This is a genomic window from Mycobacteroides immunogenum (assembly GCF_001605725.1).
Lineage (GTDB): Bacteria > Actinomycetota > Actinomycetes > Mycobacteriales > Mycobacteriaceae > Mycobacterium > Mycobacterium immunogenum.
The window spans coordinates 2,289,264-2,314,557 of sequence record NZ_CP011530.1; the positions used below are offsets into that span (position 1 = coordinate 2,289,264).

The 25,294-nt window shown below is 63.8% G+C and carries 20 protein-coding genes; 13 read left to right on the plus strand and 7 right to left on the minus strand.

Annotated elements, in window-relative coordinates; all coding sequences use genetic code 11:
- Window positions 1–7: 7 nt before the first annotated feature.
- From nuoL to ABG82_RS11390, 5 genes are all read left to right on the plus strand, one after another.
- Window positions 8–1,873 (plus strand): NADH-quinone oxidoreductase subunit L, encoded by a 1,866-nt coding sequence (gene nuoL, locus ABG82_RS11370; RefSeq protein WP_078343463.1) that lies wholly within the window; start codon window positions 8–10, stop codon window positions 1,871–1,873.
- Window positions 1,867–3,477, plus strand: a complete 1,611-nt coding sequence (locus ABG82_RS11375) for an NADH-quinone oxidoreductase subunit M (protein WP_043077522.1) — start codon at window positions 1,867–1,869, stop codon at window positions 3,475–3,477. Before nuoL ends, ABG82_RS11375 begins: the two co-directional genes overlap by 7 nt.
- Window positions 3,474–5,090 carry an NADH-quinone oxidoreductase subunit NuoN gene (nuoN, locus tag ABG82_RS11380; protein WP_043077521.1) on the plus strand — a complete coding sequence of 539 codons (1,617 nt, stop codon included), beginning with the start codon at window positions 3,474–3,476 and terminating at the stop codon, window positions 5,088–5,090. Before ABG82_RS11375 ends, nuoN begins: the two co-directional genes overlap by 4 nt.
- Window positions 5,091–5,276: 186 nt before the next feature.
- Window positions 5,277–6,521: a fatty acid desaturase family protein gene (locus ABG82_RS11385; protein WP_043077520.1), complete on the plus strand. Its 1,245-nt coding sequence runs from the start codon at window positions 5,277–5,279 to the stop codon at window positions 6,519–6,521.
- 110 nt (window positions 6,522–6,631) lie between these two features.
- Window positions 6,632–7,297, plus strand: coding sequence for an ABC transporter permease (locus tag ABG82_RS11390; protein WP_043077519.1), 666 nt, complete (start codon window positions 6,632–6,634; stop codon window positions 7,295–7,297).
- A gap of 3 nt (window positions 7,298–7,300) precedes the next feature.
- Here ABG82_RS11390 and ABG82_RS11395 read toward each other — a convergent pair whose 3' ends face one another.
- Window positions 7,301–10,678: a molybdopterin-dependent oxidoreductase gene (locus ABG82_RS11395; RefSeq protein WP_054173161.1), complete on the minus strand. Its 3,378-nt coding sequence runs from the start codon at window positions 10,676–10,678 to the stop codon at window positions 7,301–7,303.
- A 77-nt stretch (window positions 10,679–10,755) separates the two neighbouring features.
- Here ABG82_RS11395 and ABG82_RS11400 point away from each other — a divergent pair, with 77 nt between their 5' ends.
- Together ABG82_RS11400 and ABG82_RS11405 are read left to right on the plus strand one after the other, a co-directional pair.
- Entirely contained in the window at window positions 10,756–11,355 is a 600-nt protein-coding gene (locus ABG82_RS11400) for a TetR/AcrR family transcriptional regulator C-terminal domain-containing protein (RefSeq protein WP_052511071.1), read from the plus strand.
- Window positions 11,356–11,385: 30 nt separating this feature from the next.
- Entirely contained in the window at window positions 11,386–12,036 is a 651-nt protein-coding gene (locus ABG82_RS11405) for an MOSC domain-containing protein (protein WP_054417021.1), read from the plus strand.
- On the opposite strand, the gene ABG82_RS11410 is transcribed toward ABG82_RS11405, so the two are convergent.
- Both ABG82_RS11410 and ABG82_RS11415 read right to left on the minus strand, forming a co-directional pair.
- Window positions 12,033–12,842 carry a thioesterase family protein gene (locus tag ABG82_RS11410; protein ID WP_043079111.1) on the minus strand — a complete coding sequence of 270 codons (810 nt, stop codon included), beginning with the start codon at window positions 12,840–12,842 and terminating at the stop codon, window positions 12,033–12,035. The two genes, ABG82_RS11405 and ABG82_RS11410, sit on opposite strands and share 4 nt — an antisense overlap.
- Window positions 12,839–13,729 (minus strand): RecB family exonuclease, encoded by an 891-nt coding sequence (locus ABG82_RS11415; protein WP_078343462.1) that lies wholly within the window; start codon window positions 13,727–13,729, stop codon window positions 12,839–12,841. The genes ABG82_RS11410 and ABG82_RS11415 overlap by 4 nt, the downstream gene beginning before the upstream one ends.
- Window positions 13,730–13,901: 172 nt before the next feature.
- Here ABG82_RS11415 and ABG82_RS11420 point away from each other — a divergent pair, with 172 nt between their 5' ends.
- Both ABG82_RS11420 and ABG82_RS11425 read left to right on the plus strand, forming a co-directional pair.
- Entirely contained in the window at window positions 13,902–15,869 is a 1,968-nt protein-coding gene (locus ABG82_RS11420) for a CocE/NonD family hydrolase (protein ID WP_043079168.1), read from the plus strand.
- Window positions 15,870–15,962: 93 nt separating this feature from the next.
- A complete protein-coding gene (locus tag ABG82_RS11425) occupies window positions 15,963–16,883 on the plus strand; it encodes an acyl-ACP desaturase (protein ID WP_043079169.1) in 921 nt (306 codons plus the stop codon).
- Between the two features lie 22 nt (window positions 16,884–16,905).
- On the opposite strand, the gene ABG82_RS11430 is transcribed toward ABG82_RS11425, so the two are convergent.
- Window positions 16,906–18,249: a DEAD/DEAH box helicase gene (locus tag ABG82_RS11430; RefSeq protein WP_062826688.1), complete on the minus strand. Its 1,344-nt coding sequence runs from the start codon at window positions 18,247–18,249 to the stop codon at window positions 16,906–16,908.
- Window positions 18,250–18,552: 303 nt separating this feature from the next.
- Between ABG82_RS11430 and ABG82_RS11435 the strand changes: the two genes are divergently transcribed.
- Window positions 18,553–19,389 (plus strand): tRNA (adenine-N1)-methyltransferase, encoded by an 837-nt coding sequence (locus ABG82_RS11435; protein WP_043079170.1) that lies wholly within the window; start codon window positions 18,553–18,555, stop codon window positions 19,387–19,389.
- 11 nt (window positions 19,390–19,400) lie between these two features.
- Here ABG82_RS11435 and ABG82_RS11440 read toward each other — a convergent pair whose 3' ends face one another.
- Together ABG82_RS11440 and ABG82_RS11445 are read right to left on the minus strand one after the other, a co-directional pair.
- Window positions 19,401–20,003 (minus strand): hypothetical protein, encoded by a 603-nt coding sequence (locus tag ABG82_RS11440; RefSeq protein WP_043079113.1) that lies wholly within the window; start codon window positions 20,001–20,003, stop codon window positions 19,401–19,403.
- An 86-nt stretch (window positions 20,004–20,089) separates the two neighbouring features.
- Window positions 20,090–20,617: a hypothetical protein gene (locus ABG82_RS11445; RefSeq protein ID WP_078343460.1), complete on the minus strand. Its 528-nt coding sequence runs from the start codon at window positions 20,615–20,617 to the stop codon at window positions 20,090–20,092.
- A gap of 163 nt (window positions 20,618–20,780) precedes the next feature.
- Here ABG82_RS11445 and arc point away from each other — a divergent pair, with 163 nt between their 5' ends.
- Window positions 20,781–22,589, plus strand: a complete 1,809-nt coding sequence (arc, locus tag ABG82_RS11455; protein ID WP_043079172.1) for a proteasome ATPase — start codon at window positions 20,781–20,783, stop codon at window positions 22,587–22,589.
- Between the two features lie 82 nt (window positions 22,590–22,671).
- Here the strand turns inward: arc and ABG82_RS11460 are convergent, their stop codons facing one another.
- Window positions 22,672–23,820 carry a hypothetical protein gene (locus ABG82_RS11460; protein WP_308213263.1) on the minus strand — a complete coding sequence of 383 codons (1,149 nt, stop codon included), beginning with the start codon at window positions 23,818–23,820 and terminating at the stop codon, window positions 22,672–22,674.
- Between the two features lie 223 nt (window positions 23,821–24,043).
- Between ABG82_RS11460 and ABG82_RS11465 the strand changes: the two genes are divergently transcribed.
- Together ABG82_RS11465 and ABG82_RS11470 are read left to right on the plus strand one after the other, a co-directional pair.
- The gene (locus ABG82_RS11465) at window positions 24,044–24,526 is read left to right on the plus strand and encodes a sigma-70 family RNA polymerase sigma factor (RefSeq protein ID WP_005061267.1); all 483 of its coding nucleotides are present in this window, start codon (window positions 24,044–24,046) and stop codon (window positions 24,524–24,526) included.
- A complete protein-coding gene (locus tag ABG82_RS11470) occupies window positions 24,523–25,269 on the plus strand; it encodes an anti-sigma factor family protein (RefSeq protein WP_043079114.1) in 747 nt (248 codons plus the stop codon). The genes ABG82_RS11465 and ABG82_RS11470 overlap by 4 nt, the downstream gene beginning before the upstream one ends.
- Window positions 25,270–25,294: the final 25 nt, after the last annotated feature.

A 25,294-nucleotide genomic window follows, 5' to 3' on the forward strand; every position in this document is an offset into this window, starting at 1 on the left:
AGCGCTCGTGACATGGCTCATGCCGGTGCTGCCTCTTGTTGGTGCCGCCGTGCTTCTGCTCGCCGGTCGCCGTGCAGACGCCTGGGGACACCTCCTGGGCTGTGCCGCGGCCCTCGGGTCTTTCCTGGTGGCTGTGGTGGCCTTCTTCGGCATGCTGGGCAGGACCGGGGCCGAGCGAGTGGTGCATGAGGTACTTTTCAGCTGGGTACCGGTCGGGGCACTGCACATTGATTTCGGGTTGACCCTCGATCAGCTGTCGGTGTGCTTCGCATTGCTGATCACCGGGGTGGGTTCGCTGATCCATGTCTACTCGATCGGCTACATGGCGCACGATCCCGACAGGCGGAGGTTCTTCGGGTATCTGAATCTGTTTCTGGCGGCCATGCTGCTGCTGGTGCTCGCCGACAACTTCCTTGGACTGTACGTGGGCTGGGAGGGTGTCGGTTTGGCCTCCTACCTGCTGATCGGTTTCTGGTATCAGAAGCCGTCGGCCGCCGCGGCGGCCAAGAAGGCCTTCATCGTCAACAGGGTTGGCGATATGGGGCTGGCACTGGCCATGATGCTGATGTTCGCGACATTCGGCTCTGTCGGATTCTCGCAGGTGCTGGGATCGGCGGGCGCGGCTGGTGAGAGTCGTGATACCGCAATCGGATTGGCGCTGCTGCTGGCGGCCTGCGGGAAGTCTGCCCAGGTGCCGTTGCAGTCGTGGCTGGGGGATGCGATGGAAGGCCCCACCCCGGTGTCCGCACTCATTCATGCGGCAACCATGGTGACCGCGGGTGTCTATCTGATCACCCGGTCTGGGCCGATCTTCGAACACGCTCCGTACGCCCAGGTGGCGGTGGTGCTGGTAGGCGCCGTCACCTTGCTCTTCGGGGCTGTCATCGGTTGCGCCAAGGACGACATCAAGAAAGCCCTTGCCGCGAGCACGATGTCGCAGATCGGGTACATGGTGCTGGCGGCAGGTTTGGGACCCGCGGGGTATGCGGTAGCGATCATGCATCTGCTCACACACGGGTTTTTCAAGGCCGGACTGTTCTTGGGTGCCGGTTCGGTCATGCACGGTATGAACGAAGAGACCGACATGCGCCGCTACGGCGGGTTACGCACCGTCATGCCGATCACGTTTGCCACCTTTGGGCTGGGATATCTTGCCATCATTGGTGTTCCGCCATTCGCGGGTTTCTACTCCAAGGACAAGATCATCGAGGTCGCTTTCGCACACGGTGGTGCGGGAGGATTCCTGTTGGGTACGGCGGCCCTGCTGGGCGCCGGAATCACAGCTTTCTACATGACTCGGGTCATGCTGTTGACCTTCTTCGGTCGGCGTCGCTGGCGCGAGGACGTGCATCCGCACGAATCACCCGCGGTGATGACATGGCCGATGATGGTGCTCGCACTCGGATCGGTGGGAGCCGGATTCCTGCTGAGTCTAGGTGGGGCGCTGCAGAACTGGCTGACGCCTGTGGTCGGCGTCCATCACGGTGAGTTACCGGTACCGGCTTGGGTGGTCAGCGCCGTCACGGTGGCGGTGGTGCTCTGCGGAATCGGCATCGCCTACTGGATGTATCGCGCGAGCGTGCCGGAGACCGCACCGCCGGGCGCCGCGCTCACCGTCGCCGCGCGCCGGGATCTCTACGGAGATGCCTTCAATGAGGCGGTGTTCATGCGGCCCGGACAGCGCCTGACGCGTGGCCTGGTGCTGGCCGATGACCGAGCGGTCGATGGTCTGGTCAACGGCGTGGCCTCCACCCTCGGCGCTGTATCGGGTTGGGTACGGCATATGCAGACAGGTCATGTCCGCTCCTACGCGTTGTCCATGTGTGCCGGCGCGGCCGTGGTGGTCGCGGTGTTGATGGCAGTGAGGTGGTGAGTGCCGTGGGTACCGTAACTGCGTTGTGGCTCATTCCGTTACTAGGTGCCGCCGCGGTGTTGGTGCTACCGACCCACCGGCGGGCCCTGGCCAAGAAGGTGGCGTTGGGTGTATCGCTGATCGTCTTGATTGTCGCGATCGGGTTGGCGGTCGCATTCGACCCGGCCGGCCCGCAGTATCAATTCGTCGAATCAGTCTCGTGGATACCGGCATTCGGCATGAAGTACGCGGTCGGCCTCGACGGGATCGGCCTTGCCCTGGTGCTGCTCACTGCCGGGCTTCTTCCGGTGCTACTGCTGGCCGGATGGAACGATGGGGCAGAAGCTCCCGGATACGGAAATCGCCCACTGGCGCAGCGCTACGTGGCATTGCTCCTGGTTGTGGAATCCATGGTGCTGTTGTCCTTCGCGGCCCTAGACGTCCTGCTCTTCTACATCTTCTTCGAGGCAATGCTCATCCCGATGTATTTTCTGATCGGGGGGTTCGGCAGCACACACTCCGACGTCGCGCAGCGCTCCCGCGCGGCGGTGAAATTCTTGATGTACAACCTGTTCGGTGGTCTCATCATGTTGGCGGCCGTGATCGGTCTGTACGTCGCCACGGCGCAGAGCCCGGGCGGGAGGCAAGGCGGCACGTTCGATCTGCGTGAGATCACCGAAATGGTCGCCACCGGCGCACTGGATGTAGACCCCGGTGTGGCGAAGGCACTCTTCCTGGGCTTCATGTTCGCGTTCGCAGTCAAGGCGCCGCTCTGGCCTTTCCATACCTGGCTGCCCGACGCCGCGGTGCATGCCACACCGGCCAGTGCGGTGCTCATGATGGCGATAGTCGACAAGGTGGGTACGTTTGCGATGCTGCGGTATTGCATCCAGCTTTTCCCCGATGCCAGTAGATATTTCACCCCGGTGATCATCACACTGGCGGTCGTCGGAATCATCTACGGCGCCATCGTGGCGATCGGGCAGACCGATGTAATGCGTCTGATCGCCTACACATCGATCTCGCATTTCGGGTTCATCATTCTGGGTATCTTCGCGATGACCAGTCAGGGGCAATCGGGCTCGACCCTCTACATGGTCAACCACGGTATCTCCACCGCGGCGCTGATGTTGGTCGCGGGATTCCTGGTTACCCGCAGAGGATCTCGACTCATCGCGGCATACGGTGGGGTGCAGAAGGTGGCTCCGGTTCTCGCCGGCTCGTTCTTGGTGGCGGGCCTGGCGACCTTGTCGCTGCCTGGTCTGGCGCCCTTCATCAGTGAGTTCCTGGTTCTGGTAGGCACTTTCACTCGCTACCCGGTGGCGGCGGCGTGTGCGGTTGTCGCATTGGTGCTGGCGGCGATCTACGTGTTGTGGATGTATCAGCGGATGATGACCGGTCCGTTGGCGCCGGAGAATGAGACCATCGGGGATCTCAAACGCCGGGAATTGACCGTGGTGGCGCCGCTCATCGCGCTGCTACTGGTGCTGGGAATCTACCCGAAACCGCTGCTGGACATCGTGAATCCCGCCGTCGAGCAGACGTTGCGCACAGTCAAGGAGAAGGACCCGCCGCCGGTCGTGGCCGATGTGGCCCTCCGGCACGGCGAAGGCGAGCAGCGATGACCGATATCGGGATCCTCCCCGCTCCGCCGGTCGCTTACGGCGCGCTTTCGCCCATGTTGATCATGTTCGGGGCCGCGGTGGTATCGGTACTCGTGGAGGCATTCGCGCCGCGGCGATACCGGCTCAACACCCAACTGGCGCTGGCGACAAGCGCGATTCTCGGTGCCTTTGTCGCGGTGGTCGCGTTGCACGGTTCGCAGCAGGTTGTCATGAACGGTGCGGTGGCGATCGACGGTCCGGCACTGTATCTGCAAGGGCTCATCCTGGTGGCTTCTGGCCTGGCGCTGGCGGTCATGGCGCAGCGAAGAACGATTGCGGTGGCACCGAGCGCTGTCGGCGTCGGGACCAGCGGAGGACTGGATGCCTTCGCGGCCCAGGCGTCCAGCGTGCCCGGAAGCGAGCCGGAGCAGGTGCTGAACCGCACCGGCATCACCCAGACGGAGATCTTCCCGCTGACGTTGTTCGCGATCGCGGGCATGATGCTCTTTCCCGCCTGCAATGACCTATTGACAATGTTCGTTGCGCTGGAGGTGTTTTCGCTTCCGCTGTATGTGATGTGCGCGCTGGCGCGGCGCCGTCGGCTGCTGTCCCAGGAATCGGCACTCAAGTATTTCTTGCTGGGTGCCTTCTCTTCGGCGTTCTTCCTTTTCGGTGCGGCATTCGTCTACGGATACGCCGGAACCGTCGAACTCGACGCCGTCGCGCGCGCGATCAACGCCGACGCGGGGGAGCGCTCCTTCCTGCTGCTCGGTGTGGCGATGCTTTCGGTAGGGCTGCTGTTCAAGGTCGGGGCCGTGCCCTTTCATTTCTGGGTCCCGGACGTCTATCAGGGAGCACCGACACCGGTGACCGCATTCATGGCGGCCACCACGAAGATCGCCGCTTTCGGAGCGCTGCTGCGGGTTCTCTACGTCGCGCTGCCCGGAATCACCGCCGATTGGCGGCCGGTGCTGTGGGCGGTTGCGATCGCCACCATGCTGATCGGTTCGATTGGCGCGGTAACACAAACAGACGTCAAACGCATGCTTGCCTATTCGGCGGTGGCGCATACCGGATTTCTGCTCACCGGAGTGGCCGCCGCCAATGAGCGAGGTGTCTCGTCAACGCTGTTTTATTTGGCCGCATACGGTTTCAGCACCGTCGGGGCCTTCGCGATCGCCGGCCTGGTGCGTTCGGGTGCTGCCGATGACGGCGCTGATGGCGACTTCAACGATGACGACGAGGTCACCGATCTGCGGCGCTGGGCGGGGATCGGCCGCCGGGCTCCGGTGCTGGGCATCGTGTTCGCGCTGTTCTTGCTTGCGTTCGCGGGCATCCCGTTGACGAGTGGATTCGTCAGCAAGTTCGCGGTCTTCGAGGCGGCGGCCTCCGGCGGCGCCGTGCCGCTGGTGGTCGTGGGCGTGCTCTGCAGCGCCATCGCCGCGTACTTCTATGTGCGCGTCATCGTGGTGATGTTTTTCGCCGACCCGGTCGAGGACTCCGGGGTGCTTCGCATTCCCGGACCGGCGGTGACGATATCGATCGGAGTCAGCGCGCTGGTGACTGTCTTGCTCGGTGTGGTACCCCAGCCGCTGCTGGATCTTGTCGGGAATCTCGCCACTTTTGCCAAGTGAGTCCAGTCACCACCCACTGATGTTCGACACGCCGTATTGGGTATCCGACACGCCTTCGATCCGCCCAGAAAACGGCGTGTCGGCGCGTACCGTGGCCTGGTTGTCACCGCCTGTGGCGTGTCCATTTACCAGCGAGTAACCTACGGGACCGTAGGGTGAAGGTATCGTGGGCGCGAAAGGAGGCCGATGGCAATCACGGACATCTCGGCATTCGCGCATCTCACTAGCGAGGACGTCGAGAACCTGGCCGTCGAGCTCGATGGGCTGCGACGTGAGATCGAGGAGTCGCGCGGTGCGCGTGACGCCCGGTATATCCGCCGCACCATTGCCGCGCAGCGTGCCCTTGAATTGACGGGCCGTGTGCTGCTGGCCGCGAGCAAGAAGCGCTCCGCGTGGTGGGCCGGAACTCTGACCTTGGCGGTCGCCAAGATCATCGAGAACATGGAGATCGGTCACAACGTTCTGCACGGTCAGTGGGACTGGATGAACGATCCGGAGATTCACTCCTCGACCTGGGAGTGGGACATGGCCGGTGCGGCCAAACACTGGCGCATCACGCATAACGTCGAGCATCACAAGTTCACCAACATCCTGGATCTGGACGATGATGTCGGTTACGGGATCCTGCGGGTCACTCGCGATGAGCCCTGGAAGGTGCGCAACCTTCTGAACATGCCGCTCAACTTCATCCTGGCGGCGGGATTTGAGTGGGGAATCGCCCTGCAGCACCTGGAATTCCGGAAGATCTGGACCAAGGAAACGCGCGAGGCGACCAAGCAGCGGACGCGTGAATTGCTGACGTCGGCCGGTTCGCAGGTCTTCAAGGACTATGTCGCGTTCCCGGCAATCACCGCGGTATCGCCCGGCGCCACCTACCGGTCGACGCTCACCGCCAACGCGACGGCCAATTTGCTGCGGAACTTTTGGTCCAACGCCGTGATCTTCTGCGGGCATTTCCCGGACGGCGCCGAGAAGTTCACCGTGACGGACATGGAGAACGAGACGCGCGGTCAGTGGTACCTGCGCCAGCTGCTCGGCAGCGCGAACTTCAATGCCGGACCGACGATGCGGCTGATGAGTGGCAACCTGTGTCATCAGATCGAGCACCATATTTACCCGGATCTGCCGAGCAACCGGCTGCACGAGATCTCGGTGCGGGTGCGGGAGATCTGTGAGCGCTACGATCTGCCGTACACCACCGGATCGATGCTGTTCCAGTACGCGAAGACCTGGCGCACCATTGCCAAACTCTCACTGCCGGACCGGTTCCTGCACGCCACCGCGGATAACGCACCAGAAACCCGTAGTGAGCGGATGTTCGTGGTCCTGGAACAACCGCCGGCACCGGAGTTGGATTCGGCTCCGCGGCGCGGACTCAAGACCGCGATCGCCATGGTTCGGGAACGCCGTCGCAACAAGGTTGCGGTCTAGTCGCAGGCCTGCTGCGGTAGGGATCCCAGCTAAAACCGCCGGTCCCGGGGTCCTTGGCGATCTTGAGCATTCTGCCGCGCAGATGAGCAGAACGCGATATGTAGAGATGTGTGACCACGTATGTAGATGCCCCGGCAATGACGCACGCGGGCCCGGGGGATGACCTGATTCTGAGCCCCACCGAGAGGCCCACGCGCTCACTGACCGGCTTCCTGGCGATGACGCGGGATGTGCTCGTTGCCGCGCTGACTCGGCCGCCCGCCGTGCGCGAGTTCTTCCGGCAGGCGGGCGCGATAGCCAGAGTCTCGGTGCTGCCGATGTGCATGGTGGCGATACCGCTGGCTGTGGTGATCGTGCTTGTTCTGGAGGCTTTGGTGTTCGGCCCGACGGGATTCCCCGCGCACGCAGTCCTGGTGGCCGCGGCCGCCGGCGCGACAGTGGTGTTCGCCGAAGCAGATTCTGCGCGGATCCAAGAGCAGATTGGCGCCATGCGTAGCAGGGGCATCGACATCACACATGGGTACGTCGTCCCGCGGGTGCTCGCCACCGCTGTCGCGTCGGTGCCGTTGGCCTTCATAGCCGCTGGAGCAGCGGGCGTCTATTTCTTCTCGGCCTTCGGTAGGCACACCCCGATGAGTCTGTTCATCGGGAACCTCATGCAGCTGATGAGTCCGGTGAATGTGCTGATTGTGATCATCGAGGCCGCGGCGCTTGGGCTCATCGCGGGACTCATCGCCTGCTACCGAGGTGCCACCGCCGTCGCCGATCCGGCCTGAGATTCAAAGATCCAGTACGACATCGCCCATCGGTAGAGATTGGCATGTGAGGCAATAGGATCCGTCGAGGTATTCGTCATTGACGTCGACGAGATGTCTTACGTTGCCCCGCACTAGTCCGGTCGCGCAGCTCTCACACTGCCCGACCCGGCACCCACTCGGAGCGGGAATGCCGTTGCGCTCGGCGAGGGCCAGCAGGGTCAGTCGCTCGGCCGCAACCCATTTCGCGGTGCGTCCAGATCGCGCGAAGCGCACGGTGGCATCGGTGGTTGGGACATGGCCTGTCGATGCGGGCAGGTGAAATGATTCGTTGAAGAACCGGTGAGCACCCACGCCGTGGACGGTCAGATACTGCTTGATCTCTCGCGCAGCCTCGGTGGGGCCGCAGTAATAGACTCGCCCGCCTGCGTCCAGGAGCGGATCAGGAATATCGGCGGGTGTGAACCGTCGGTGTATCACGGTGTGTTCGCCGGGGTTTTCATGGGCTTCTGTTGCGCGAGTGATAAATGTCGTCATCCGGAATCGATCGCCGAGGATTTGGCCGATCTGTGCCAATTCGTCGGCGTAGGCCATCTCGGCGAAGGTCCGGCTCGAGTAGAGAAGGGTGATGTGTGCTCGCCTATCGGCTGGCGTGCAATAGGCCGCGGTGCGAAGTGCGCTGATGAACGGCGTGATGCCAACACCGATCGCGACGAAGACCAAGGGCGACGGGTTGTCGGCGTGCGGAATAGTGAATGAGCCTGCCGGGGAAGTGCATTCAACCTCGTCGCCAATGCCCATCTGATGTATCAACGGGGAGATCTCGCCGCCGTCGATCCGCTTCACGGAGATTTCGTAACTCGAACCGACATCGACAGACTGGCATGTCATGGAATAGCGCCGACTATGGTCGGATCGCTCTGGCATGGATAGTTCTAGGTATTGACCGGAGATGAATCCGGGTAGCGCCAGCCCGTCGATCGGGCTGAGCGTGACCGTAGCGATATCACTGGTCTGCATTCGCAGCCCCGTCACGGCGAAGCGCCGCCTACCTTCCCATATCGATGAGGAGGCTGCGGATGTGATGGTGCACGGGACGGAACGAAACGGAATTGAACCGCTGACGGGGTCTGCGACGGCGGTCGTGATGATGGTGTTGTAGTTGCTCCCCGTCGCGGAAAAGGCGTCGAGCGCCGGAAGACCGAGATCGGGGTTGCCCTCCCACCAGCCGAACTCCGCAATGAGTACGTCGTCCGACAGCGACGGGTCGACTTCGACCGTCATGGTGATGGCTCCAGTGCTGGTGCGGATCTCCGCGGCCATGCCAGGGCTCAATCGATGCTTGGCGGCGACATGTTCGGAGACATACACATTCGGATGTGGTGCCCGCTTGCGCAGCGAGTTGATGGCGCGATGCTGGCTGTGACAGTAGTAGCCGTTTTTGACGCAGGAAAGCAGGTAGGGCAGCACTTCATCACCATCGGGTGCGGCGGCAAAGTTCGGGACGGGATCTTGTCCTGCGTCGTGCAAGCGCTCGGAGTACAGCTCTACCCGTCGTGACGGTGTGTTGAAGCCATGAGAGCGGTACTTCTCGGAACCGGTGGGCAGCGGGACCTTGACAACCAGTTGTTCCTTGAGCTCCGCGAGCGTGATGCTCAGGGGCTCAAGCACTCTGTCACGTGCCGCGTCGAGCCCGAGTGAAAAGTATTCGTCGTCATCATGTCCCAGTGCTCGTGCGAGCAGAAACGCGATTTCGGCGTCGCTACGGGTGTCGCCTCTGCGGGAGATGAGCTGAGGTCGATACTGAAGCCTCTCGGCTCCCTCGTGGGTGAGTTCCCAGCCCAGGCGCACCGAGTCGTTCTCATACGGACTCGATGACGGGAGTAGAACGTCGGCGTACTCGTTGGTGGGGTTGTGGAATAGGTCGACGTGCACATAGAAATCGAGTTTGGACAGGGCTTCGGCGGTGCGCTTGGAGTCGGGTTGGGTGAGGATCGGGTTGGCCCCGAATGAGAGAAGAGCCTTTACGGGATAGGGGTCGTCGTTCAGAACCGCATTTTGAAAGTCGGCTCCGGTGATGTACCCCATTTGGGAGACACCCAAAGGATGACTTTGTTGCCCAAGCCCTTTGGCGATGTTCTCGGTGGGAATGGATACCGCGGTGCTGCGGGCCGGCAGGAGCGGGAGCTGAAGGTTCCCTCCTCGGCGGTCGAACCCGCCGAGTAACGCATAGAGGCACGCTATGGCTCGCTCTGTCTGCGTGGCATGTGCATGCTGGGCGATTCCGGTCCAGGCGTGATAGCCGATCTCGGGCATTGACTCGGCGAGTAGATCGACGAATTTCCGCAGATCGTGCGTTGAAATTCCGGTACGTGCACTAGTGGTTGGATAGTCCCATGGGGCGGCGGCCTCCCAGAGATGACTCAGTGCGGTGCGGGCTTGTACCGGCCCCTGCGCTGTCGCGACGATGCCGTGGTAGCGCAGTGACCAGTCCATCCAGTTGGAGTCCGTGGATTCGGTATTCGTTATTTCGGGATGTCCATGTCGGGTGTTCCACACCACGAACTGTGCGGAGCAGGGTTCCGGTCGCAGGAAACGGCCCGTTCGATCCTCTACGAGGAACGGTGCGTTGGACCAGCGCCCGATGAATTCTTTGTCGTATCTTTGTGTTTCGATGAGGTGCCGGATAGCGCATAGCGCCAGCGCCGCATCGGTTCCAGGTCTCACGCGTAGCCACAGATCGGCATCGAGGGCGCTGGTTGATCGGCGTGGATCGATCACCACCAGCTTCATGCCCAGCGACCGTGCTCTGGAAACGAGCGAGGCCTGTGCTAGCCAGGTCTTGGCTGGGTTATGTCCCCAGAGTATTCCGAGCTTGGCGTCAAGCCAGTTGGCCGGGGGAGTTCTGGCGCCGAAAGTGAAGGTGTGGGTGAAATCCTTGTGCCAGTTGCAGTTTTCTGTGCTGCTGAGGATGTTCGCACTTCCGATGAGGCGGAACAATCTGTCGATCCACTCCATGGAGTCGGATAGGGCAGTACCGCTCGGAGACGTGTGCTGAAGCGCAATTGCGTTCGCACCGTTAAGATTTTTGACCGTGGTGAGCGCTTCGCGGGTCACCCGAATCGCTTCGTCCCAAGATATTGGTTCCCAGCGTGCGGGGAGCTCACCCTTGGGGCTTACCCTACGTAACGGTGTGCGGAGCCGGGCGGGATGATCGGCGATCTCGGGAGCCGCACGCCCTTTTGCGCACAGTGCATCGCCATTTGGGTGCGAAAAATCAGGTTCCACATTCACGATGTGGTCGTCTCGCACCGTGAACAGTGCGCCGCACCGCGATTTGCACAGTGCGCAGAACCCGGGAATCACTCGTGCTGTGCTTGGTCCATCACCTGCGGCGACCATGGCTGATACCTCACTACTTGGTCAGTGACCAAGAGTATAGTTGGTCACTGACCAAGTTGGCTACCTCGGAGAATGGCATTGCGATGACCAAGCGTCGACACACCCTCGGCGACGTTGTTGGCACTGCTCTTGACTTGCTTGACGAGGGTGGGCGAGACGCTGTGGCGCTGCGCGCCGTGGCCGCCCGGATGGGCGTGCACCTCAATACCGTGTCGTTTCAGGTGAAGACGAAGGCGCGACTGTTCGAGTTGATGGCGGACGCGATCTTGGCGGATCTGTCCCTCGAGGGTCTTCCTGAAGAGCCGTTGCAACGCGTCAAAGAGATAACTCGACGACAATGGGCAGTCCTGCTGGCCCGTCGAGACGGTGCTCGAGTGGTATTGGGAACCAACGTATTCGAGCGCAACACCATGAATGTCACTGAAGCGACGGTGTCAGCGCTCCTGGAAGCGGGCTTCGGTGGTCGAGCGGCGGCGCGTATCAGCTCGTGCCTGCACTATTTCCTGCTAGGTCTGGTCCAAGAGGAGCAGGACACCGGATCGGTGTGGTCGCCTCCGTTGGGCGAGCACACCGATGATTACCCTGCACTTGCCCGGTCGGCGGACGCGTTTGCTTCGGACACCTTTACCGGCAGGCTTGAGTTCGCGATGGACGCCTTCCTGAGTGTGGGGAAGTGAGCCCAGAACCGGGATTCGTATCCTGTACAAGTGGCATCAGTGTTGACGGTGAATGTGGGGGATCTGCGGGCCAATCCGACGGGTGGGCCGGTGCCTACCGGGATCGACAAGCGGCCAACGAATTCGGCGATTGCGGTACGCGCACCCGTCGAGGGGGCGGGCAGTGGGCTGGTGGGTGACGCCATCGGCGATCACAGCGTGCACGGCGGCGATGATCAAGCCGTATACGCGTACGCCCGCGAAGACCTCGATTGGTGGCAAGGGGAGCTGGGCCGCGATCTGGATAACGGACAGTTCGGCGAGAACCTCACGACCCGCGACATCGATGTGACCGGGGCGCGGATCGGCGAGCACTGGCATGTCGGCGCCGATGGACTGGTGTTGGAGGTGTCTGCGCCGCGGATACCGTGCCGCACCTTCGCGGCCTGGCTGGAACAGCGAGGCTGGGTGAAAACCTTTACCGTCGAGGCGGTTCCGGGCGCTTACCTACGGGTGATCTCTCCGGGTGCGGTGCGCCAGGGTGACCTCATCACCGTTCGCAATGTTCCGGATCATGAGGTGAGCATCGGACTGGCGTTCCGGGCGCTGACCCGTGAACCCGAGCTGCTTCCGCAACTCTTGCACGCACCCGCGCTCCCTGAGCACATCAAGGAAACCGTACGGCGCAGGGCCAGCGCCTAACGCCGCTGGACCAGCACGGTCTGGGCGCTGGTGCCGATGTAGCCCCGGCGATCGAAGATCTCCGCGGTGGTCACGCCCACCCCGTCGGGGCCGACCGACATGCGGGCGCGCACTCCGAATTCGTCACCGTGGGGGATTCGATGCACGTGCATCACGGTGTCGGTGTTCATGTACACAAATCGCAGGGGGTTCAGCACCGCGCCGATGCCGTTGGCCGAGTCGATGACAGATGCCAGGCGCTGCCACGGTGTGGTCACTTCGGTATCGACTATGTGTACATGCGGCCGCATCCAAGCTACTTGTGCCTCGCCATCCGGCACCGAAAACCATTGGAAATCAACCGACTTTGAGTAATTGGAGCCTTCGAAGCCGAAGGCCGACGGCGTCGGGCCCGCCGGGTATTCGGGTAGCGCGGGGTATCGGTCGCTTGCCTTGTCGGCCGTCACCGACGTTGCCAGTAACCAGGCGCTGGCCCGCGCGACCGCGCGGTATCCGCCATTGGCACGCGCCTCCATCTCGGCGACGGCCAGCGCGATCCGGCGGCCCGGCCGCTCGATCCAGGCGCGCACCCGCACCGGCTCCAGCGGTACCGGACCCAAGATGTCGAGCGCGACGCGGCCAATTCGCAGGTTCTCGCGTGGCTCGGGCAGCTCCTCGATGGCCTTGAGTAGCAGAGCCATCGGGGGCGAGCCATGCTGCAGGTTGGGGCCCCATCCGCTGGCGGTGAGTTCGGTGGACTCGAACACCTGGAACTCGCCATCGGTGTCCAAGCGCCGGTAGTAACAGCCCGTCGGCTCCAATGTCATGCGGCATCTCCCGGAATAGCGGTCGCGGAGGATTCGGCGTCTCCGATATCCGCGTCAGAGACACCGTAATCTGCGGGCCATCCCGGGTAGGGCGGCGGTGTGCCGCCGAACGCCGGGCACAGCGACTGGTGGGCGCACCAATCGCACAGCCGGGATGGATTGGGGCGGAAATCGCCTGTGGTGCCGATATTTTGAATTGTCCGCCAGATGGCCATCAGCGTCTTCTCGAACTTGAGCAGCTCGGCTTCGTCGGGGGAGTAGTCGAGAACTTCGCCGTCAGACAGGTACAGCAGACGCAACCGCCGGGGCACCACGCCACGGGTGCGATACAGCGCGACGGCGTAGAACTTCATCTGAAAGAGCGCCTTGGCTTCGAACAAGGCGCGTGGTGCGCGCCCGGTCTTGTAGTCGACGAGTCGCATCGCACCGCCGGGGGCGATGTCGATCCGGTCGATGAATCCGCGCAGCATCGTCCCGTCGGCCAATTCCACCTCGACGCGTTCTTCGCAACTATCGGGATCGAATCGAGTCGGATCTTCGAGGCGGTAGTAGCCGGACAACAGGTCCCGTGCCTCGTCGAAGAACTTGGGAAGGCGCTCCGCCTCGACTACCTCGGCCAGCTCGGGATTCGATTCCACGAGGCGGTCCCATGCGGGCTCCACCAGACCGGCCGCGGTGGCGTATTCGCGTTCGGCGGCGGGCCGCGCGTACAAATCCTCCAGTGCGGCGTGCACGAGGCTGCCGCGGACCTGGGCGGTCGACGGAGGTTCGGGGAGCCGGTCGATCGCCCGGAACCGGTACAGCAGCGGGCACTGTTTGAAGTCGCTGGCACGTGAAGGAGACAGCGCGGGCCGGCGCACCGGCCGATCCTGCGCAATCTCGCTCATGGCTGGCAGCCTAGGCAGCGAGTCCGACAGGTGACGGCGCCACGCCGGACACAAAGTCGGCCCGCGTTGTTCAACACTTGTCACAAGTCGTCCCCAAAATATCCGTACTGCAAGTAACGTGAATCTCCGGGTAAGCGCGGGCAACGACGCCCCGACCTGGGAGGAGTTCGTAGTGACCACGGCAAAGCAGCGAAGCGTCCCGGTTGCGGTACCGGCCGCTGACACCTCACTGGCCGGGGCGGACCTGGCTGAACAGTGGACCGCGGTGGCCGATGGTCCCAGCCGATATCTCCGTGTCTCCTTCACTCCGAACGTGTCGATACCGCTGGCCGACGGCACCGTGCTCAAGGCACAGGTGTTTCGGCCGGCTCATGCGGACGGCACTCCGGTATCCGACCGGCTGCCGGTGCTGTTGAACCTGACCCCGTACAACAAATCGGTTACCCATCTGGCCGCGTGGCTGCTGCGGGGACTGCGGAGATTCGGTATCACCGTGCCGGCCGCCCCGCCGAAGAATCCCCGGCTGTTCGAGCTCGCGGAACTTGCGCGTGCCGTCCCGGGTGGCGGCCTCGCCACCTTCGGGGTCAACGACGCACTGATCCGCAGCGGATACACACAGGTGGTGGTCGACGTGCGCGGCACCGGGGCGTCCACCGGAGACTGGGGGATGTTCAACGACGTCGAACAGCGGGACACCGCGGAGGTGGTCGCGTGGGCGCAGGCGCAGCCATGGTGCGACGGCGCGGTCGGGATGTACGGCATTTCCTATTGCTCGATCAACTCGTTGCAGGCGGCGGGCAATCGGGTGCCCGGTCTTGGCGCGGTGTTCGCCGTCGAGCCGGTGAGCGATATTTCCCGAGACCTCATGAAAACCGGTGGAGCACAGACCTTTTTCATGCCGTTCTGGATGCTTGCGGTGGCCCTTGGCAAGTGGCTGCCGTCGCCCTCGGATGTGGCGCGCGGCGGCATCGGGCCGGGCTGGCTCGTGGGGCGGTTGCGGGCGCCACTGAACCGCGTGATCCGTTACATCTTCGAGGGGCTGCGCGGCCGTGGTGTGCTGATCGACAACGATGAGTTCTTCCAGCAGATCAGTCCCCGATTCGAGAACATCGAGATTCCGACCTTCGTCTATGGGGCCTGGGACGACATCTTCGGGCCGGCGGCATTGCGTATCCATCGTCGAACCGCGGTGCCCGGAGGCAAATTCCAGGTGCTCATCAATGAGGGGTACCACGGCTCCCCGGGCGCCCAACTGGGACGGCCGGGCGGGCCTCCCCGGCTCGATGTATTGCAGCGCGCGTGGTTTGACAAGTGGCTCAAGGGCATTGACAACGGCGTGGAGCGCTACGGTCCCGTCACCTTGCAGCAGCAAGGCGGTGACTGGCACTCTCTGGAGGCTTATCCGCGGCCGGACGCCGTCCCGCACCGGTTTTACCTGGATGCCGAGCCTTCAGGGTTCGCGGCGCACACCACCTTCGACGGGTCGCTGCGCGGCGCGGCGCCCCTCAATCGAACTGAGCATCTGCTGCGCCGGCGGTTGGGGCTGCTGAAATCGCCCACGACCTCCCGGCTGACGGCCGGCATGACGGCGGCGCTGGGCACTGCGGGGCTCAAGGACTCGCGGTACTTCGAGCGTGGCGCGCTTACCTTCACCGGGGCCCCTGCCGCGGAACCATGGGTCATCTCCGGGGCGCTTAATCTTCACCTGAACACCAAAGCAATGGGCGCAGAGGCGTTCTGGGTCGTTTCGGTGACCGATGTGGCCCCCGACGGCTTTTCCCGGATGCTGGCCGAGGGGGCGTTACTGGCGTCGCGCCGCGCGGTGGATGAGGGTAGGAGTCTGTGCACCGTCGATGGTGACTATCTATCGCCCTGGCATCCGACCGGCAAGGGGCAGAAGACTCCGGTGGAGCCCGGGGTGCCGACAATTCTCGACATCGACCTCACCGAGGTTGACGCGGTGATCGAGACAGGTCATCGGCTGCGAGTGGTCGTCTCGGCCGCCAGTCTGCCCCGTTACATTCCGTCGATTCCCGAGCTGTGGGCCAGCCGCCACGGCCAGTCGCTGGTGCTTGACCCTGGCGCGCCGAGTTACTTGGTGGCGCCGGTGCTTGATGGCACGCCTTCGGGAGCCGCGTAGTCCCGACAAGTTCACCTATCTCTAACCTACTTCTGCGTAACTTACGGTACCGTAGGTTAGGCATTGGTCAGGCCGGACAGAGAGGTGGACGAGATGGTGACTGGACTGCAAACGCGACTACTCACCGAGTTGGAGCCCGTTGTCGAGGAGAATCTCGAACGGCATCTGCGTATCGCAAAACCATGGGCCCCACACGATTACGTGCCCTGGAGTCGGGGCAGAGACTTTGCGTTCCTGGGCGGCGAGGATTGGCGGCCAGAGGACAGCCCGCTCGACCCGGTGGCTCAGGCTGCGCTGGTGGTGAACTTGCTCACCGAGGACAACCTGCCGTCATATCACCGGGAAATCGCCACGCGGTTCGGCCGGGACGGAGCCTGGGGAACCTGGGTGGGCCAATGGACCGCCGAGGAGGGGCGGCACAGCATCGCCCTTCGCGACTATCTGGTTGTGACCCGGGGCGTCGATCCGGGCAACCTCGAAACAATGCGCATGGCACACACGGTCGCCGGCTACGACTCGGGCGACAAGACTCCCCTTGAGGCCTTGGCATACGTATCGTTCCAGGAGTTGGCCACGCGAATCTCCCATCGCAACACCGGAAAGGCCTCTGGCTGTCCGATCGCCGATCAGCTGCTGGCCCGGGTCGCGCTGGATGAGAACCTGCACATGGTCTTCTACCGCAACCTCATGGCGGCCGCATTCGATATCGAGCCCGATGCGGCGATGCAGGCGATCTGCAAGGAAATCATCGGCTTCGCGATGCCGGGTATGGGAATGGAAGGTTTCGCGCAGAACGCGATAGCCATTGCCAAGGCCGGAATCTACGACCTGCGCATCCATCACGACGACGTCCTACAGCCCATCCTGCGTTTTTGGCGTGTGTTCGAACGTGACGATTTCGGTCCCGAGGGCGAGCAGGCTCGCCAGAACCTCGCGAAATTCCTTGCCGCCGTGGATGAGCGAGCAAAGTACTACGAGGAGAAGGCGGCGATGCGTGCCGCCGCAGCGGTGTAGGTGATCAGCCGCGCCGGCCGGTTTACCGGGAGGCGCCGTTGCCGGCCCTGCGGGCGGATCGCTGGCCCTGGCCCTGACGTCCCTGACTCTGACCCTGGCGACCTTGGCCCTGCCCGCCGCGCCGTGGCGTACGGGCCGGGCGTCCCTCGGCGCCGCCGCGGGGCCGCTGCGACCGCTGGCCGTTCGCCGTGGAGGAGCCGTTGGGCTTTTGCGCCGGAGCGGGTTTCACGTACGGAGCGATCTCACCCACCAAGTTGCTGACCTCGGGGGAGTCTGCGGTTACCTGGCGTGGAGTGGCCTTGATGGCGGCCTTGCGCAGCAGCGCGTCGACGTCGCGGCGCTGTTCGGGCAGGACCAGTGTCACGACATCGCCGGAGCCACCGGCACGCGCGGTCCGGCCGGACCGGTGCAGGTAGGCCTTGTGCTCGGCGGGCGGATCGACATGTACGACCAACGCCACATCGTCGACGTGGACCCCGCGCGCGGCGACGTCGGTAGCCACCAGGACTCGTGCGTCGCCGTTGGAGAACGCCGCCAGGTTGCGATCGCGGGCGCCCTGGGACAGGTTGCCGTGCAAGTCAACTGACGGAATGCCCGACTGGGTGAGCTGATGCGCCAGCCGCTTTGCGTGATGTTTGGTGCGCATGAACAAGATCCGGCGTCCGGATCCCGAAGCCAGCGTGTTGATGAGCTCACGCTTGGCGTCAGGTCCCGCGACGGTGAAGACGTGGTGCGTCATCGCCGCGACGGGGGAGTCGGCGGAGTCGACCGAGTGCTCGGCGGGGGAGTACAGGAATCGCTTGACCAACTTATCGACATCGTTGTCCAGCGTCGCCGAGAACAGCAGGCGCTGACCGGAATTCGGTGTCGCGGCCAATAGGCGGGTAACGACCGGCAGGAATCCGAGATCGGCCATGTGATCGGCTTCGTCCAGCACGGTGATCTCGATACCGTCGAGCGTCAGGTGACGCTGCTTGAGCAGGTCGTCCAGCCGGCCGGGGCAGGCGACGACGATGTCCACGCCGCTCTTCAGGGCCTGGACCTGCCGGTGCTGCGAGACGCCGCCGAAGATCGTGGTGACCTTCATCCGGTACGCGGCTGCCAACGGCTCGATGACGGCACTGATCTGGGTGGCCAGTTCGCGGGTCGGTGCCAGCACCAGTGCCCGGGGCCGGCCCGGCACCCGGGTGCCTTCGGCGATACGTGCGACAACGGGGATGGAGAAACCAAGGGTCTTACCGCTGCCGGTCTTGCCCCGGGCCAGTACGTCGCGGCCGCTAAGCGTATCCGGCAAGGTGGCGGACTGGATGGGGAAAGGTGCGTCGATACCGCCCTGGGCAAGGACGGTGACGAGGCGTGCGGGCACGCCGAGGGACGCGAATGTTGTTGAAGACATGAAGAATTGACGCCTTTCAAGGCTCTGGAATGGCGAGATTGCCAGTGGGCAAAATCGATCGCCGTGAGAAAAGCCTGAGATCAGCGAAGCTGACGAAAGAATGATCTACGACGCGGCGCACAGTGGCGCTTACCTACGACAGTACGGGGAGAGCCGCCCAAGAGCTAATTCGTGTGTGCCGAAACACATTGGATATCCGTCCTCTTCGGCGCCGCTCACCTGCGAAACCCGACCCATTCGCGTCGGGCGGTGCGTACCTGGCAAGGTGAGCGCATGTCTCGAACCGGACCATTCGTCGTCGGCGACCGCGTGCAACTTACCGACCCCAAGGGGCGGCACTACACGATGGTGCTCGAGCCCGGTAAGGAGTTCCACACCCACCGCGGGGCCATCGTGCACGACGGCGTGATCGGCCTTCCCGAGGGCAGTGTGGTCAAGTCCACCAATGGCGACCAGTTCCTGGTGCTCCGTCCGTTGCTGATCGACTACGTGTTGTCGATGCCGCGCGGGGCGCAGGTGATTTACCCGAAGGACGCCGCTCAGATCGTGCACGACGGAGATATCTTCCCCGGAGCGCGGGTGCTTGAGGCGGGCGTCGGATCCGGTGCGCTCACCTGCTCGCTGCTGCGGGCCGTGGGGCCACAGGGATCGGTGATCTCTTACGAGATTCGTGAGGATCACGCCGAACACGCTGTGCGTAACGTCACAACGTTCTTCGGGGAGCAGCCCGATAACTGGGAGCTGGTTATCGGCGACCTGGCGGAGCGGACCGCGGACGCCGGTGAAGTCGACCGAGTGGTCCTCGACATGTTGGCGCCTTGGGAGACTTTGCCCGCGGTCGCCGAATCGCTGGTCCCCGGTGGTGTGCTCATCGTCTACGTCGCGACCGTCACCCAACTTTCCCGCGTAGTCGAGGCGATGCGCGAGCAGCAATGCTGGACCGAGCCACGGTCCTGGGAGTCGCTGCAGCGCGGCTGGAATGTGGTGGGGCTGGCCGTGCGCCCAGAGCACAGCATGCGCGGACACACGGCATTCCTGGTCAGCGCGCGCCGCCTGGCGCCGGGCACGATCACCCCGACACCGTTGCGGCGCAAGCGCCTGCCGACGTAGGACTTCTTTAGCTACGGGGTGGGTGTCGGGACCTGCGGAGCGGGGGCTCCGGCGGGAGGTGCCTCGTGCGGTGTGCCGGTACCCGCGAGTGACGTCCCGGTCTTCAACAGCAGATCGGAAGTCCGCTTCGACAACTTCCAGCCCTCGCCCTCGGGCGAGAACGACATCGGAACAGCGAACCCGCCCATCTTCGGGCTGGGGCTGTTGATGGTGACGACGGCCTCGACATCGCCGGGGGTCTCGGAGGACCACTTGGGGTCCTTCACCGTGAACGACAGCGGCGAGAAGCCGGCATCGCCGATTGCCTTGGTGAACTTGTCGAGTTGCTCGGGAGTGGCGCCCTGCACCGCGGTGACCTTCTCGGTGCCCGGCAGGTTCGGATCCGCGAGCTTGTTGAGAACATCGTTGAGCGCTGCTGGGTCTGGCAGCGGATGATCCGGGGCGGATGCGGCAGCGGCGGAAGTAGCCGCGGGCTGCGCCGCCGACGAGCTGGTCGGGCTGGCCTTATCGCCCGAGCCGCTGCAGGCACTCAGGGTGAGAACGGCTGCACCGGCGGCGAGCACGACAAGGCGGGCGACGAGGCGGTGGCGGACCATGATCGAGGTGACTCCCATTCGGCGTTTCGGCTAAGTCATTCCGTCAGTGCGGTGACGATATCGGCGCGTGAGGTCCTGGAGATCGTCCGGCCCTCCTCTCACGTCTACCTTCCAGACTTACCGGATGCTGCCTGAATCAGCGAAATGGCCGATGCCTTGCTGATCTTCCAGCCGTCCTGGTTCACGAAATTGACCTGTGTGGTGTAGGCCTGGGTTTTCGGGCCGGTGATGGTGACGGCCGCGGCGGCGAGGCCAGGGCCGGTGGGCTTGACGTTGGACACCGAGAAGGCCAGTGGCAGGAAACCATCACGGTTGGCGTTCTTGAAGGCGCGGTCTGCGTAGATGGCCTCCCCGGCGCCGATGCCACCCTCCACCAGTCCGCCCTTGGCAAGGGCCGACACGCCCGGATCGGCGAGCGAGTACAGCAAACCGCTCAACTCGTCCGAGGTGGGTGTCGTGTCAGCGGGGTCGGCGGGCACATCCGAGGGCACATCCCACGATGCGGGGACCACTGTGAAGGACATCACGGCCGTTGCTGTCGGGCTAGCAGAGCTGGCTGTCAGCCCGCCCATCGGCACCGCCGCACCGACCGCCGCGGCCACGAGTAAACCCAGCATGGCGGCCCCCGGCACACCGGTTCGTGAGCTCACGGTTGTCCTTTCGATCGACCTGAATGTGACGAACGCTAACAGCGTAGACGTGCTGGGCAACGGGTAGACCCCGCACGGCTTGCCAATCGCCGGTAGCGTTGAAGCATCCACCGCACCAACTCTCGGTGTGGGAGAGGAGGACATCATGAGTGAGTCGGAGCGTTCAGAGGCGTTCGGCACACCGGATGCCGCCGAAGTGGAGCGGCTACGCCGAGAGGTTGCGGCCCTTCGGGAACAGCTGGAAGGCAGCGCTGCTCGCGGGTCGGGAGATGCGGGTCGCTTGCGCGACCTGAATCAGCTTGAGGCCCGTATCGACTCCCTGAACGCGCGCAATGCCAAGTTGATGGACACCCTCAAGGAGGCCCGTCAGCAGCTGTTGGCGCTGCGCGAGGAGGTCGACCGGCTGGGACAGCCGCCGAGCGGTTACGGCGTGCTGCTGGCCGTGCAGAGCGACGAGACGGTCGACGTGTTCACCTCGGGCCGCAAGATGCGGGTGACCTGCTCGCCCAACATCGAGACCAGTGAATTGCGCCGGGGCCAGACCGTGCGCCTCAATGAGGCGCTCACCGTGGTCGAGGCCGGCAACTTTGAATCGGTCGGCGAGATCAGCACCCTGCGCGAGGTGCTCGACGACGGGCATCGCGCGCTGGTCGTGGGGCACGCTGACGAAGAGCGCATCGTCTGGCTCGCCGATCCGCTGATCGCGCCGGACCTCGCGGACAAGACCGATGAGGACAACGCCGACGACCTCAAGCCGCGGAAGCTGCGGCCCGGTGATTCGTTGCTGGTCGACACCAAGGCGGGATACGCCTTCGAGCGCATTCCCAAGGCCGAGGTCGAGGATCTGGTGCTCGAAGAGGTACCGGATGTCAGCTACAGCGATATCGGCGGTTTGGCGCGGCAGATCGAGCAGATCCGCGACGCGGTTGAGCTGCCCTTCCTGCATAAGGATCTGTACCAGGAATACGCGTTGCGTCCGCCCAAGGGTGTGCTGCTGTACGGGCCTCCCGGATGCGGTAAAACGCTCATCGCCAAGGCTGTTGCCAACTCGCTGGCCAAGAAGATGGCCGAGCTGCGCGGCGACGACTCACGCGAGGCCAAGTCGTACTTCTTGAACATCAAGGGGCCCGAGCTGCTCAACAAGTTCGTCGGTGAGACCGAGCGGCATATCCGGTTGATCTTCCAGCGGGCCCGCGAGAAGGCTTCCGACGGTACGCCGGTGATTGTGTTCTTCGACGAGATGGACTCGATCTTCCGCACCCGCGGTACCGGTGTCAGTTCCGACGTGGAGACCACCGTGGTGCCGCAGCTGCTGTCGGAGATCGATGGTGTCGAAGGCCTGGAGAACGTCATCGTCATCGGTGCCTCCAACCGTGAAGACATGATCGACCCCGCGATCCTGCGGCCCGGCCGCCTCGACGTGAAGATCAAGATCGAGCGGCCGGACGCCGAATCGGCGCAGGACATCTTCTCCAAGTACCTCACCGACAAACTGCCGGTGAACACCGACGATCTGGCCGAGTTCGGAGGTGACCGCGGTCTGACCGTCAAGGCGATGATCGAGAAGGTCGTGGACCGGATGTACGCCGAGATCGACGACAACCGGTTCCTGGAGGTCACCTATGCCAACGGTGACAAGGAAGTCATGTACTTCAAGGACTTCAACTCCGGCGCCATGATTCAGAACGTCGTCGATCGCGCGAAGAAGAATGCCATCAAGTCGGTGCTGGAAACGGGGCAGAAGGGTCTGCGTATCCAGCATCTGCTGGATTCGATCGTCGATGAGTTCGCCGAGAACGAAGACCTGCCCAACACCACCAATCCCGATGACTGGGCCCGGATCTCGGGCAAGAAGGGTGAGCGGATCGTTTACATCCGCACGCTGGTCACCGGTAAGAGTTCGAGTGCCAGCCGCGCTATCGACACCGAATCAAGCCTGGGCCAGTACCTGTAACGCGTCGCGGTTCAGACGGTCTGCGGTTCGTCGACACCGCGCTGGACGGTGCGGGCGGGCCGAGGCTGGCCGCGCGAATGAACTAGTCGCGCGATGCGGCGAGGTAGGCGTCGCGCCCGGCCAGACTCACCGCGACATCGGCGATCAGTGGCTCGAAGAACCGGCTGCGGTATTGCGGATCCACGCTGCTGTTCACCGTGAAGTACAGCCCGGAAAGGACCGCGACCAGCAGCGCCATATGAATGAGGGTTTGTGGCAACCCGATGTGGATGCCGAACCATGTTCCGGCGCACGGAGGCGCTGCCCCTGAGGCGCATGCGGCCTCGTTGGACCACAACACCATCACATCATGGGGCACCGCCACGATGCCGAGAAGCAAGAAAAAGGCGAATACGCCGGTGGTGAAGAACACGACCTGGATGGCCTGCGAGACCACCATGACCAGCAGCACGTTGATGCGTTCCGGCCATCGCAGTGCGGGTCTGGGTACCTCGTCGTCGACGAGGCCGGCCAGCGGCGTACCGGTTAGCAGTGCAGCTGCTCCCACCGACTCGGCGCGGTTCTCGCGCAGGTTGGCCAGCTCGTCGCGCACGGTCACCACCATGAACATCACCGCGGTGACGGAGAGGAAACCTATTGTCTGCCAGAGCCTCTCGCGGGTGATGCGCGCGGACAGCTGCCAGAGTTCCCCGGTGAAGAACACCACCACGGTCAACATGAGTAGTGGTAGCGCCCGGGACATCAGTGTTCCCAAGGCGCCGAATTGTGTTGACGCGTAGCGCAATGCCCACAGGCCGATAGATCCGGCGCCAAGGTACGTGAGCCAGATCAGTATCAGCGCGGCCACGAGATACGCCGGCATCCGGGCCGCCGTCGCCGACCACGTGCCGGTATCGACGGCAGGTAGGGCGATCACGAAGATCGCGATCACGAGCCACGACAGGGTGCGGCGCACTGCATCGGCGCGGATGGTTCCCACGCGTTGCAGCGCGGTGAGCACCAAGGGTTGCGCCGCCATCAGCAGCGCCACCACCCCAAGCAGGACCATCAGTGCCACGGACCGTGTCGCGTTGTCGGTGGAGAGGAGCTCGTAGAGTGCCGCGCCCGCGCCCGCGATTCCGATCATGGGTGCGGCGCGATCAAGGAGCTCGCGTGCGCGCACCCGGCGGTCCAGGACGACGGGTAGCCCTCGCATCAGGAACCATTCGTGGACGTCCTCGAGATTGCGCACCAGGTCATGATGACGTCCGCCGGGGTGGTGCCAAAGGACCGAAACGCGCGTATCTTGAACCAATCGGGCGGTTGGATCGTGTAACCGTCGGAGGTGTTCCATGACGGATGGGCAGGCCGGGCCTGACCGGGTGAGCCTAGAGGGCTCGCCGCAGGGCGATGGCGCGCGCGCAACCGGCTCATCTGAGTCCGGCGCTCTTCGCGCGAGCGGCTCATCATCCCTGATGAGGGCGTTTTACGACGAATACGCGGGTCCGTTGCACCGCTACGTCATGCATCTGACACACGACTCGGCGCTCGCGGAAGACATCGTGCAGGAGGTGCTGTTGCGTGCCTGGCGGCATCCGACGCTGGTGAACCAGACCGAAGGGTCGGCCCGCGCCTGGCTGTTCACCGTTGCCCACAATCTGGTCCGCGATAACGCGCGGAGTTCGCGCTTCCGCAGTGAGATCGCCACCGCGGAAACGCCAGAGTTCGCCTCGCCGGACCAGGTGGACGCGACGCTGGACGCCTGGCTGGTCGCCGAGGCGCTGCGCACCCTGTCCACCGATCACCGCGCCGTCATCCTGCGGGCGTACTACCGCGGGAGTTCGGTCGCGGACATATCCGCCGAGCTGGGAGTGCCCGAGGGTACCGTCAAGTCACGCCTTCACTATGGTGTGCGCGCACTTCGGTTGTCGCTGCAGGAAATGGGGGTCACGCGATGACTATCGAACATGTCTACGCCGACTGGGATGCCGCCTATGTGTTGGGCGCGCTGTCCTCGACCGAACGGCGCGAATATGAGCAACACCTGGTGGATTGCGCCAGCTGCCAGCGTGCGCTTTCCGAGGTGACGGCGATGCCCGGCCTGCTGTCCAAGGTGGATCGCGGCTATGCCGAAAAGATGGAACTGGAAGACCCTCCCGCGCTCGCGAAGCCGGCCACCAGCTGCCCGGTGCAGGCGCTGTGGCCCAAGTTGCAGGCTCGATGGCGGCGGCAGAGCGCGGTGCGCCGGCTGGCCTATGTCGGCGCGGTCGCGGTCGCCGCGACGGTAGCGCTGACTGTTTCACTGGTGCCGCCGCCGTGGTACCACCGGCCCGCACCGATGAGTGTGGCGGCGGGCTCGTTGCCTTCGGGTGAGCACTGGCAACCGATGCGTCAGGTGACGCCCTCGCCGATGAGCGCACAGGTCGCCCTGGTGCGGGACGGCACCGGCACCCGCATCGAAATGTGGTGCAGCTATCCGGCCTATGGCGACGACGCAGACGACTCGGCAGCGCCGTACGCGCTGCGTATCGGTACTCGCTCCGGGCAGAGCATCATCGCTAGCTCGTGGACCGCCAAGCCTGGTTCGACGATGATGACGTCGACGACCGTTCCCATGGCGCAGGATCAGATCGAGAGCGTCCAGGTGATCGACAACCACGGTGACGCCTCACCGCTGGTATTCCTCGAATTGCGCAACTGAGCTCCTTGGGCACCGCGCTCGCGGT

Bases quoted from the DNA above. Each gene is read 5' to 3' on its own strand.
- ABG82_RS11440 (WP_043079113.1), bottom strand. From the start codon at position 20,003: ATGGGAGTCACCTCGATCATGGTCCGCCACCGCCTCGTCGCCCGCCTT.
- ABG82_RS11385 (WP_043077520.1), top strand. From the start codon at position 5,277: ATGGCAATCACGGACATCTCGGCATTCGCGCATCTCACTAGCGAGGAC.
- ABG82_RS11415 (WP_078343462.1), bottom strand. From the start codon at position 13,729: ATGAGCGAGATTGCGCAGGATCGGCCGGTGCGCCGGCCCGCGCTGTCT.
- ABG82_RS11470 (WP_043079114.1), top strand. From the start codon at position 24,523: ATGACTATCGAACATGTCTACGCCGACTGGGATGCCGCCTATGTGTTG.
- ABG82_RS11435 (WP_043079170.1), top strand. From the start codon at position 18,553: ATGTCTCGAACCGGACCATTCGTCGTCGGCGACCGCGTGCAACTTACC.
- ABG82_RS11395 (WP_054173161.1), bottom strand. From the start codon at position 10,678: ATGGTCGCCGCAGGTGATGGACCAAGCACAGCACGAGTGATTCCCGGG.
- ABG82_RS11410 (WP_043079111.1), bottom strand. From the start codon at position 12,842: ATGACATTGGAGCCGACGGGCTGTTACTACCGGCGCTTGGACACCGAT.
- ABG82_RS11425 (WP_043079169.1), top strand. From the start codon at position 15,963: ATGGTGACTGGACTGCAAACGCGACTACTCACCGAGTTGGAGCCCGTT.
- ABG82_RS11465 (WP_005061267.1), top strand. From the start codon at position 24,044: ATGAGGGCGTTTTACGACGAATACGCGGGTCCGTTGCACCGCTACGTC.
- arc (WP_043079172.1), top strand. From the start codon at position 20,781: ATGAGTGAGTCGGAGCGTTCAGAGGCGTTCGGCACACCGGATGCCGCC.
- nuoN (WP_043077521.1), top strand. From the start codon at position 3,474: ATGACCGATATCGGGATCCTCCCCGCTCCGCCGGTCGCTTACGGCGCG.